Consider the following 11,277-nt stretch of genomic DNA (forward strand, 5'->3'; position numbering starts at 1 on the left):
GCCCGGCGCGGCCCACAGCCATGCCCGTGAACCGTCACCTACAGCAAGATCACTAAAGCAGGTGAATGTTTACCGAAAAATCCCATCGGAAAAGAACGAGATCGCCGCTGGTCGGCCTCGGCCCGGTCCCGGTCGCTCCGGTACGTCGCGACCGGGACCGGGCCCGCCGCTTTCGACTCTCCTCCACGGTTCGATGCATATCGCTCCGGTGGCCGTAACCCCGCCGATCACGCCGGTGACCGGATGATCCTCGGTCAACCCCTACCCGGGCCGGGATGCCCGGGCCAGGATGCACCGCCCTGGTGTTTCAGACTGGGACCAGGACCGGCGCCGGGCCGGACCCGCCAGGCGGAGACGATTCGATCAACGGCATCGTTCCACCGGCCGAGGGGCCGAGATGCCTGTTCAGGAAGCCTCGCCACGAGCCGGTTGGCTCTTGCGCAATGCCTCCCGGTCGCGCACTCTTATAGATGTTCGGTCGGGCTTCGTTGTCCGGGCGTTCGTCCCGTCACGGTCGTTACATGGCTGTAACGTGATGTGGATACGGCAGTGCGTCACTCGCCGCGAGGCGATCGGGTGACAAGGCACCTGCGGTCTCCCGTCACAGCCCGGTGGGTCGGCGTCTGGTCACCTCCACCCGACCGGGACGGGCCACGCGGGCGTCGAGCGCCCGCCCAACGCGGAGGAGGGCAGTCGCTGTGACCATATGTGGCAATACGGCTACCCGCGTGCGGCGCCATAACGCACCTGCCCGGGTCCTCGGTCATCCGGGGCGGGCGGAGCGCGGAGCCGCCATCCCCTCGCCCTCCTAGCGAGGCGGCGCAGCGCAGCGTCCGCCCGCTCTCCAGATCCATCTGCTCATCTCCGATCTCGGATCGACCTCACGTCGAAAGGATCGGCCGAGGCATCGTCGCCTCGTTCCCCGCCTTCCGGTCCGGTGTGCCGTCCGAGGTCACCCGCGAGTTGCAGTGCCCTGTTTCCCTGCCACTGGGAGGTGATTGCCGTGGCCACCGCCACGACCAACCTACTCAACACTCCGATTGAAGATCAGCGCGTCGAGCGTGTCCGCCGCGCGGCGCTGTCGGCCTACGTGGACGGAAAGATCTCCTTCGCGCAGGCGAACCTGCGGGTGCGCAAGGCCCTCCAGCGGTTCGGGGTCTGACGAGCCAGTCGGGTCGTCGAGATGCGGCTGGCGGCGTCTCGACGACCCGACCGGAGGAAACCTCGACCGGATGCGCGACGCGGGGAACGTGCAAGGCGGGCAAGCGGGAGACGGCCGGGCGCCCGGGCGATCGGGGGGTGAACCCGAGCGGCCGGCCACGACGACTATCTCACCGAAAGCACACGGCGCATCACTATAAGTTCTTCGACATGCCGCTACGGTAAACAACCGTGCCAGTACGAGCGATAGAAGCTGCTTCGTCCCGGGCCCTCGCCGACTGCCCCGGCTCCGCATCCGACGGCTCGACCACCTCCGGCCGGCCGTCCAGGGGGACGACGCCGTCCTCCAATCGGCGGTCGTCGGGGGTGGGCCGCAGCACGCTCTCAAGTTCGTCCACGGACCGGTCTGCCGCCATCCGATCGCGGCCGAGAGCGGCGATTCCGGCCGCGACCAGCACCATCGCGACGATGAACGCCACGCGGCGGACACCGTCGGGCGCCGGCTCGTTGAACAGCGTCAGGCCCAGGGTCACCGGCAGGAAGGCGGAGACCCCGCTGGTCACCGGGAAGGCGATGACGGCGGCGTGCCCCTGCAGGCCACGCTGCTGAAGACCGAGCGCCAGCACGGAGAACAGCACGAGGACGTAGGGCGTCGGGGTGGTGAGCAGGTCCACCAGCGTGGACTGCCCCTCCCGTCGTTCGTTCACCGCCAGGCCGATCTGGCGGGTCGCCAGCGTGGCGATGGCGTAGCTGACCCCGGCCGCGGCCCCGAATCCGAACGCGGCGCCCGCGACCATGTCCCGCACCACGGCCAGGTTGGCGAGGGACGCGCAGAGCAGCGCAAAGATCAGACCGAGGACGAGGAAGGCCAGCAGGACATCGGTGCTGGCCGAGCTGCCGACCTCCGCTCGGTGCGTGAAGGCGAAGGCGAGCAGGCCGATACCGCCGACCATCGCGACCACGCCCAGCCAGCCGGTCAGGCTGATGTTCTCGCCGAGCACCCGCTGCGCCAGCAGAGTAAAGACGATCATGTCGAGAGCCATCACCGGGGCGACCATCGCCACCGGGGCCACGGACAGGGCATACACCTCCAGCAGGAACGAGCCCGCCTCCACGGCAAGGCCGATCAGCCACAGGGGGCGCAGCACCAGGCGGGCCAGCAGCGCAAGCCCCAGCCCCGAGCTCTCCTCCTCCCGGCGGGCAGCACGGGCCTGGACGAGCGGCGCGATCCCGTAGAGAGCCGCCGAGACGACCGCGGTCGGCAGACCGATCACCAGGGCTCTGCTCATGTCCCGTCCAACATCATGGCCCTCAGGATCCGTCCCGAACCGTGGGTTTGCCTCACCAGTCCGCGCCGAAACCGATCTGCGCCAGAGCCGCCCCGAATGCCTGCTCCCACGCGTGCGGGCCGATCGCCACCCGGTCCGACGGTGGCTTGACCCGGTCAAGGCACGCGAGCGCGGATCTGGTCAACGACACCGGGTCGGTGTTCGTCACCTCGGCACGACCTCGCTCGAGTTCCTTCTGAAGGTTATCCCGGCCATGCCCCGGCACCACGTCGATGAGCAGCAGGTCCCGTCCGATCACCCGAGCCTCGCTGCAGGTGTCCCCGGACGACGTGACGACCAGGTCGCTCGCCGCCATCAGCGCCGGGACGCGATCGGTAAAGCCGAACGGGATGACCTTGTGCTGCCGTTCCGACAGAGCCGTCAACCGCGCGGCCAACCGCTGGTTGCGGCCGGCCACCGCAAGCACGTAGATGCCCGCCGCGGCCATGGCCGCGGCACCCTCCACCAACGGTCCCAGCCCCCAGGAGCCGGACATCAGCAGCACGCAGGGAGCGTCCGCGGGGATACCGAGCGCGGCCCGCGCCTCCTCCTGAGTCGGCGGGTCGTAGAAGGGTTCCCGGACCGGGGTCGGGACCACCGAGATCAGCGCGTTCGGCGAGAACCGCCGCACGTACCGGGCGGCGGTCTGCGAGGTGACCAGGTAGAGGTCGGTGTTGTCGTGTACCCACAGCCGGTGCACGCAGCAATCGGTGGAGAACACCGCCGTCACCAGGCCGGGGAACTCGGCCTTGACCCGGCTGGTCGCCGCGGCTCCGGTAGCGAAGATCGAGATCACGAGATCGGTCGGCTGAGCGGCCAGTTCCTCGCGCAATGCCGGGACGACGAACCGGCTCGACGTCCTCTCGATGGCCTGGGCGAGCCGGCCACCGGTTCTCATCTGGGAGAAGTGCACGGCGTCATACAGGCCCGGAACGGCGATCATGCCACGGAAGACCTTCTCCCCCCGGGAGCCGTTACGCCCACCGAGCATGCGCAGGCTGTCGGCGGTCCGGGTGGTGACGCGCCGGGTGAGCGACGCGCCGCACGCCTGCGCCATCACGTCGTGGCCCATCCCGAGCGAGCCCGACAGCAGCAGCGCGGAGCCCCGCCGCGTCGGCGTTCCGGCGGGCCGGGCGTCGACGCCGTGCGTGCGCGGATCGGCGGGGAGTGCGGCGGCGACCGGTCCCCCCGCTGCGGCCGGCCCCGGCAGGACAGGTTCCGTGACCCCCGGTTCGCCGACGGCTGGCGGGCCGCCGACTCCCACCTCAACATCATCTTTGGATGGTCCATTCACCGTGCTACCGCCGATCTGCGCCATGGTCACTCCGAGGAGACCGCGGAGACGTCGAGGTCGCCGACAGGCGGGAGCGCCTGAGCCGGAGGCCGTCGATTTGCCAGATACCACTCGATGTACTGCCGGACACCCTCCGAGAAGGGTGTGGTCGGTCGCCAGCCGAGCACCTCCGCGGCCCGCTGCGCGGAGATCTCCCGGCCGCGGAAGTCCCCGGGGCGCGCAGGCATGTGTTCGATGGCGGTGCCGGGGAAGTACTCCCGGACGGCCCGTGCCATCTCCAGCACACTGACCGACTCGCTGCCCTCGAGGGCGAGCGTGGTGTTGGCCGCGTCGGGGGTCAGAGCCAGCACGTGCGCCTCGGCCAGGTCCCGGACGAACACGTAGTTGCGGAACTGCAGGCCGTCGCCGGCCACCGTCAGCGACTCGCCGTTCAGAGCCTTGCGGACGAAGCGGGCCAGCACCAGCTCGTCACGCATTCCGGGGCCGTAGGGGATGCCGTAACGCAGGATGGTGAACGGCAGCCCGTAGGTCTGCTGATAGCTGTGCAGCAGCAGTTCGGCGGCCAGTTTCGTCGAGGTGTAGACGTGCCCGGCGCGGCCCAGCGTGATCTCGGCGTCCTCCGTCAGCGGCGCCGAGCCGGCCCGGTCACCGACCGCCCCGTACACCCAGACGGTGCTGGCGAACAGCACCCGCCGAACCCCGGCCTGCCGCGCCGCCTCGCAGATGTTCCCGGTGCCCTCGACGTTGAGCCGCACGGTGCGCACCGGGTCGGCGAACGCGAAGTCCACATTGGACATCCCCGCGATGTGGAAGACGGCCTCGACGCCCCTCAGCGCGGCGGTGACCGCCGGCAGATCAAGCACGTCGAGCTGCTGGTAACTGGCCCGGGGGTCGACCGGCCGGTGTTCGACGTCCAGCGAGAGAACGTCGTGACCGGCGTCGAGCAGACGGTCGACCACATGGCTGCCGATGAAACCCGACCCTCCGGTTACCGCAATCTTCATCGTCATCCGTCCAGGCTCAGGCTCTGCAGCGCGGCGGCGAAGGACGCGACCACGTGGTCGGCCTCCACCTCGGTCATGTCCGAATGGATGGGCAGGCACACGTGCCGGGCGCAGATGTCCTCGGCAACCGGAAGGGACCGGACCGCGTAGTGACTGAAGACCGGCTGCCGGTGCAGCGGCGACTCGTAGACCTCACCGCTCAGGGAGACGCCGTGGCGTTCCTTCAGCTCCTTCTTCAGCCGGCCGCGATCGATCCCGGGGCGGGGCAGGACAATGTACTTGTAGTAGTTGCAGAGACCAGCCGGCGGCATCTGCAGGCGGGTAACGGTGCCCAGGGTGTCCAGCGCGGCGTCGTACCGCGCGGCTACGGTGGCGCGGGTCGCCAGGAAGTCGGCGAGATGCTGCAGATGCACCCGGCCGGTGACCGCCTGCATCTCGCTGAGCCGCCAGGCGTACCCCTGCTTGATGTGGACGTTCCCGAGAAAACCGGCTTTGCCCTGGTCACGATAGATCCGAGCGGCTTCGTGAATGGCGGGATCGGACGTGAGGATCATTCCGCCCTCACCGCTCGTGATGACCTTGGTTGGATAGAACGAGAACGCTCCCGCGATCCCGAACGACCCGGCGTGGCCGTCACCGTGGCGGCTGCCGTGGGCATGTGCCGCGTCCTCGACCAGCGCGATGCCTCGATCGTCACAGAAGGCCCGCAACTCGGCCACGTCCGGCGGGATCAGCCCACCGATGTGGACCAGGACAACGGCGCGGGTCCGCGGCGTCACCGCGGCCTCGACACTGCGGACGGTCAGGGCAAAGGTGTCCGAACTCACATCCGCGAAAACCGGCATGGCACCGGCCCGCAACACCGCGAAAGCGGTCGCCGCAAACGTGTTCGTCGGCACGACGACATCCGCGCCTTCGACACCGTGACTACGAAGGATGATCTCCAATGCGGCCGTTCCACTGCTCACGGCGACCGCGAACGGGGCCTCGTGAGCCGCGGCGAATGCCGCCTCGAATTCAGCGGTATGGACACCCAAGGTCAGCGCACCGGTGGCCAGGATCTCGGTCGCGGCTGATGCGATCTCCGCGCGATCCTCCGGTGAGAAGACGATGCGCGCCGCGGGGACATACACCTTGTTCACCCCTACCTTCCGAGTCATTCCCGTGCGAGCGAGCCGGCCGGCCCCCATAGCGGCTGCGCCGCGACGAAGGACCCGGCCGGGACGAGCCGCGGCCTTCGCGGCATCACCGACTCCGGATTCCGCCGGCCTCCCGCCAGCGACCCACCGCGCTCCCTCCGACCCGTACGGAGGCAACCATCGGCTTTGTCGGTACATGCCCAAAACAGGCTATCGATCCCGATCGCCGGCATGTCTGCAGCCCACGGCTACTCCCCACAAAACATCCCACATCTGTCCGAACGTAACCAAATATGTCAGCAAGGCGATATTCCTGTGATGAAGGAGAGATGTCTGTCACTAATCACCGCCAACCCGCGACACATGGTGATTGATGGCGACGCCACTCGCCGCGACGGCGACGGGTCCGCCCACGGCGACCCAGACCTGCTCCTCCAGTACCGCGGCCGCCCGGACCTCGTCGTTACGGCACTGGTCCCGGCCAGCCGCTTCCCGGGCACGGCCAAGGCCGGGAGGCCTGCATCGTCGCGTCTCCGATACCCAACGCGACACTCCATCACTCCAAGTAACACTCACCCGGGTAGCCGCGGAGGCGGCGGATGTCACCCCACCCTTCGTTCCTGTCAATGAACCGCGACCTCGACCGAGGACATCGACCGAGGACGCAGGGCGGGAACGAGCAGGCACTGCGGCAGATACTGATCGCCATGCGAACCACGCCTGTGGGCACGCGGACGACGATCAGTTGAAGACGGATGAACCGGATGGAGGACGCGGCCAGCCGGGGCTGATCGGCCGTCGAGAAATCACCCAGCCGGAGTGAGCGACCAGGGAAAGATCATCTACAGTCGAACCAGGGCCGTTCGCTCGAGAACGGTCTGGATACAACCGGATACAAGTAGTCCCGACGAAGCCGTCTCACCCGACGTACGGGGGGAACGCAGGTAGACGGCCTCGTCGGGACTTGGTGAAAGTGTACGACCCCCATCTGTCGGACGCGACGGGACCAAGGTCCCTAACGGTTTCCGCACCCTCGGCTCTTGCCAAACTGCACCGAAATGTGCTTCATGGGGCGAGAATGGTCACGATGCCGCCTCCTGGAAACTGATCTCGCACCGGCGTGTGTCGTAGAGCAGCCAGTGGGACGGCTGCCCCGCGCCGGCCCGATGGTGATCAAGCGTGGCACGACCACGCGGCCTGCGCGGAGGCGGCGGACCGGAGAGGTCGGGCCCGGACCCGAAACTCCGGGCCGAAATTATACCACATCAATATAAAAGTAACATTTTTCTCTTGAAAGCAGCAACGTGCAACAGTGCGGGCAGCTCGCCCGGGCCGGCCGGCAGTCCCCCGAAAGGTCGAAATTTCGGGCTAGATTACCGGTTCTGTTGCACATGGGAAACATCAGAATGCTTCGCTGCACCCCGTGCAGCGAAGGGAGTGGCGGCGGTCACGGGAATATCCGCGGCGGTGGGACGCCCGTGGTGCACGACGTGCATTCCCGGGAACGGGTGTGACGCCGCACGGGGCCGCCGGGGTCCGAGCTCCGGTACCGACCCGGTCACCTCGCCGGACCGAGTGCACACGCGCCGTTCGCACCCGGCGTCGTCGGGCGTCCTGCGCATCGGCCGAGGCAGGTCGACCGCCAGCGCATCTACGCAGGCCGGTCCAGCATTACATGATCGCCGCCCCGCGGTGGTCGTCTCATCGCCAATCCGACAACACGGCCACGAACGGCCTGAACGCAGGCCTGGCGGTGTTGTATCAGGGGTGGGACACGTCGCCGGCCGGCGACGATGGAGCCACCCGCCCGACGAACCGAACGGCAGAGACCTGGGATGGATGATGAAGCACCGGCCTGGTTCGAGGCCGCCCTTGACCACCGACCGGAGCGGCACGAGACCGAGGTGGCGGGCGCGACTATCAGTTACCGCTGCTGGGGCAGAGGCAGTCGGCCGGCGATCGTGCTGGTCCACGGTGGTGCCGCCCACGCGGGCTGGTGGGACCACATCGCGCCGATGATCCCGCGGGAGTACCGCGTCATCGCGCTGGACCTGTCCGGCCACGGTGACAGCGACCGGCGCGAGGACTACTCGCTCAGTACCTGGGCGGCCGAGGTGATCGGTGTCATCGACCACGCCGAGGTCACCTCGCCCCCGATCATCATCGGGCACAGCATGGGCGGCTGGGTAACGATCACTACCGCCGCGGAGTACCCGGACCGGGTCGCCGGCATCGTCGTCGTCGACTCCCCCGTGCAGGAGTTCACCCCGGAGGAACGGGCGGCCCGGGACCGGACGGCGTTCGGCCCGCTGCGGGTGTATCCGACGGCGACCGACGCGCTGGCCCGGTTCCGGGCGGTGCCGGAGCAGCCCTACGTGCTGCCGTTCATCATCGATCACGTCGCCCGGGGTTCGATCGGGTCGGTCCAGGGCGGCTGGACGTGGAAGTTCGACCCGAAGGTGTTCGGCAACCGGACCCCGTCGCCCGAGGTACTACGCAAGGTGCACTGCCGGGTCGCACTCTTCCGGGCCGAGAAGGGCCTGCTCACCCCCGACATCGGCGTCCAGATGTACAACCTGCTCGGGCGGGTGGCACCGGTGATCGAGATCCCGCTCGCCGGCCATCACGTCATGCTCGATCAGCCGTTGCTGCTGGTTACCGGGATCCGGACGATCCTCGCCGACTGGGAGCACTCCTCCCCGCAGGAACGGGTGGACTGACGACCGGGTGCGCCGGCCGCGGGCGCGAGAGTCCGGCGGAAAACGGACAAAACGGTAATTCGTCCCAGGTGGCGCGACTGCCGGGGTTAAGCCGCCGATCCGAGGGAATCCGCAGATCGTACGTTGTTCTGCGGGTGCGGCTACGCGGACGCCCGCTAGGAGAAGCCGCGAGGAGAACCCATGAGGAGTGCACACCGGCGGCAGTCGGGAACGACCGGTATTCCCTACCCGGACGATAGCGCCCCGTACGTGGATGGTGCACGGGTGCGGACCTCATCGGATGCCACCCAGGCTCTCCGGACCGCGCCGGCCCCGCCGGCCGCCGGGAGCACGACCGGGGACCGCGAATCGACCGGGGAACTGGTGTCCGACGTCGTCTCGGATATCTCCACGCTGTTCCGCCAGGAGGTCGCCCTCGCCAAGGTCGAGATGCGCGAGGAGGTGAAGAAGGCCGGCAAGGGCGCCCGCATGTTCGCCGCAGCGGGCGGCGCCGGTTACTTCGTCCTGCTCTTCGCCCTGTTGGCCGTCATGTTCGGCCTGGGTGAGGTGATGGCGCTGGGCTGGGCCGCCCTCATCATCACCGTCGTCCTCGGTGCCGTCGCGGCCGTGCTGGCCCTGAGGGGTCGTTCCACCGTGCGCGCGGTCCACCCCACTCCGGCGCAGACCGTGGAGACGCTGCGCGAGGACGTCCAGTGGGCGCAGGGCCGCCGCGGGTAGTCCCTCCCCCACCACCGCGGGTTCGTTCACCCGCCCACTACCCCGTGTCGCCACTCCCCGTGCCGCCCACCGCCCCGTGTTTCCGCGGAACCACCGGCAGAAGCATCAGAAAGGTCAGGTTCGCAGTGACAAGCACGAGTCCGGATGAGATCCGGTCCGACATCGAGGCGACCCGGGCGCGGCTCGGCAGCGACCTCGACCAGCTCTCCGACCGGGTCAGCCCGCAGAAGGTCGCCGGTCGCACCGCACAGGACATCAAACGCCGGGTGACCACGGCGACCGAGGCGGTCCGCCCGAAGGTCGCGGCGACGACGGAGATCGCGGCCGAAAAGGCCCGAGACACGGCGGATCAGGCGAAGGCCACCGTACGCCGGCAGTTCGACGCCCACCCGCAGCTCGCCGTGACCGCGCAGAAGGCCCGCGCGACGGCCGGCAGCGCCGCGGGTACGGCCACGCAGACTGTGCACAAGCAGATCGAGGCGCACCCGCAGGTGGCGGCGAAGGCCGGCCAGGTGCGCGACACCGCGGGCAGCGCCCTCACGGCTGGCCGGCAGAAGGCCGCCGACAACCCGCGGGCAGCGGGGTCCGCCGCCGGGCTGGCGGTTCTGCTCGTGATTCTGCTGCTCATCCTCCGGCTCCGGCGGCATTGCGAGATCGACCCGGATTGACATCCTCTCCGCCTTGAAGGGCGGAGGTTCCCGCCTGCTACGCCGCTGTGGGCGTGGGCTTCGGGTGGGTTCCCGCTTCGCCGCGCGGTGCCGGCACGGAGGCCGGTCTTACCCGCGCTCCACGGGCGTTTACGGTCTCCGCCTGCCCGGCGGCGACCCTGCGCCCTTCGGCCCTGATGTTCCGTGCCGCGTTCACGTCCCGGTCGTGGACGACCTCGCAGGCCGGGCACGCCCACGACCGGACCGCCAGTGGTTTCGGCCCGTCCTTCACCCCACACGCCGAACAGACCTGCGACGACGGGAAGAACCGGTCGACCTTCGCGAATACCCGGCCCTGCAGCGCGGCCTTGCTACTCCAGCATCGCGATGAACTGGGACCAGCCGGCGTCGTACACCGACCGGGCCAGCCGGGTCCGGCCAAGACCGGCCACGCACAGGTCCTCGACGTACACCGCTTGATTCTCGCGGATGATCGTCGTGGAGAGCTTGTGCTGCCAGTCCCGTCGGGCGTCGGCAACGTGGGCGTGCACCCGTGCCACCTTGACGACAGCCTTCTTCCGCCTGGTGCAGCACCACCGCCGACACGTCGGCGAGCCACGCCCGTCGCGGGGTCTTCTTCGCCTCGGTGATGACTCGCTTCGACAGTTCCCCATCCGACACGTACGGCAACCCGGCGGTGTGTGCTTCCTGCCGCAGCCGCAGCCCGTCGTTGAACACGACCCGGGCGCAGCCGAATGTCCGGGACAGCGCCGCCCTCTGACCCGGCGACGGGTCGAGACGGAAGTTGTACCGAAGCTGCGCAGATCGAGCCTACCATTGGCCTATGGGCAGCGATCTCGACATCCGTACTGGCAGGCACTGCGTTTTCGCGCTGCACGCCCACTTGGTTTTCGTGACCAAATACCGGCACCGCGTCTTCGAGGACGGGCACCTGACCCGACTGGAAGAGATCATGCGGGCGGTGTGCGCCGACTTCGAAACGGACCTTGCCGAGTTCAACGGCGAAGGCGAACACGTCCACCTGCTCGTCAACTACCCGCCGAAGGTCGCACTATCCCGGCTGGTCAACAGCCTCAAGGGAGTGTCGTCCCGGCGGATGCGCCAGGAGTTCCCTGAACTGGCCCGCCACTACTGGCGCGCGAACCGGCTGTGGTCCGGCTCCTACTTCGCCGGATCGGTCGGCGGGGCGCCGCTGACCGCCGTCCGCCAGTACATCGAGCAGCAGACCCGTCCCGTCTAGGTCTGT

General features: G+C 68.7%; 9 protein-coding genes and 1 pseudogene. 5 read left to right on the plus strand and 5 right to left on the minus strand.

Features of this window, described 5'->3' with window-relative positions:
- Window positions 1-1,003: 1,003 nt before the first annotated feature.
- Window positions 1,004-1,162, plus strand: coding sequence for a hypothetical protein (locus ACY5KJ_RS12120; RefSeq protein WP_023840144.1), 159 nt, complete (start codon window positions 1,004-1,006; stop codon window positions 1,160-1,162).
- Between the two features lie 193 nt (window positions 1,163-1,355).
- Here the strand turns inward: ACY5KJ_RS12120 and ACY5KJ_RS12125 are convergent, their stop codons facing one another.
- Genes ACY5KJ_RS12125 through ACY5KJ_RS12140 form a run of 4 tightly spaced genes read right to left on the minus strand, consistent with a single transcriptional unit; the run spans window position 1,356 to window position 5,920 of the window.
- A complete protein-coding gene (locus ACY5KJ_RS12125; RefSeq protein WP_462189216.1) occupies window positions 1,356-2,450 on the minus strand; it encodes an EamA/RhaT family transporter in 1,095 nt (364 codons plus the stop codon).
- A 52-nt stretch (window positions 2,451-2,502) separates the two neighbouring features.
- Window positions 2,503-3,807, minus strand: coding sequence for an MGDG synthase family glycosyltransferase (locus ACY5KJ_RS12130; RefSeq protein ID WP_462203378.1), 1,305 nt, complete (start codon window positions 3,805-3,807; stop codon window positions 2,503-2,505).
- Between the two features lie 2 nt (window positions 3,808-3,809).
- Window positions 3,810-4,787: an NAD-dependent epimerase/dehydratase family protein gene (locus ACY5KJ_RS12135; RefSeq protein WP_462188773.1), complete on the minus strand. Its 978-nt coding sequence runs from the start codon at window positions 4,785-4,787 to the stop codon at window positions 3,810-3,812.
- Between the two features lie 2 nt (window positions 4,788-4,789).
- Window positions 4,790-5,920, minus strand: a complete 1,131-nt coding sequence (locus ACY5KJ_RS12140; protein WP_462188774.1) for a DegT/DnrJ/EryC1/StrS family aminotransferase — start codon at window positions 5,918-5,920, stop codon at window positions 4,790-4,792.
- Between the two features lie 1,841 nt (window positions 5,921-7,761).
- Between ACY5KJ_RS12140 and ACY5KJ_RS12145 the strand changes: the two genes are divergently transcribed.
- From ACY5KJ_RS12145 to ACY5KJ_RS12155, 3 genes are all read left to right on the plus strand, one after another.
- Window positions 7,762-8,646 carry an alpha/beta fold hydrolase gene (locus ACY5KJ_RS12145; protein WP_462188769.1) on the plus strand — a complete coding sequence of 295 codons (885 nt, stop codon included), beginning with the start codon at window positions 7,762-7,764 and terminating at the stop codon, window positions 8,644-8,646.
- A 264-nt stretch (window positions 8,647-8,910) separates the two neighbouring features.
- The gene (locus tag ACY5KJ_RS12150) at window positions 8,911-9,363 is read left to right on the plus strand and encodes a phage holin family protein (RefSeq protein WP_462203379.1); all 453 of its coding nucleotides are present in this window, start codon (window positions 8,911-8,913) and stop codon (window positions 9,361-9,363) included.
- Window positions 9,364-9,488: 125 nt separating this feature from the next.
- A complete protein-coding gene (locus ACY5KJ_RS12155) occupies window positions 9,489-10,031 on the plus strand; it encodes a DUF3618 domain-containing protein (protein WP_462188771.1) in 543 nt (180 codons plus the stop codon).
- A 37-nt stretch (window positions 10,032-10,068) separates the two neighbouring features.
- Here the strand turns inward: ACY5KJ_RS12155 and ACY5KJ_RS12160 are convergent.
- Window positions 10,069-10,778 (minus strand): annotated as a pseudogene (locus ACY5KJ_RS12160) (RNA-guided endonuclease TnpB family protein).
- A 76-nt stretch (window positions 10,779-10,854) separates the two neighbouring features.
- Here ACY5KJ_RS12160 and tnpA point away from each other — a divergent pair.
- Window positions 10,855-11,271 carry an IS200/IS605 family transposase gene (gene tnpA / locus ACY5KJ_RS12165; protein WP_462188772.1) on the plus strand — a complete coding sequence of 139 codons (417 nt, stop codon included), beginning with the start codon at window positions 10,855-10,857 and terminating at the stop codon, window positions 11,269-11,271.
- The last annotated feature ends 6 nt before the right edge of the window (window positions 11,272-11,277 follow it).

This window comes from Frankia sp. CcWB3, assembly GCF_977927595.1.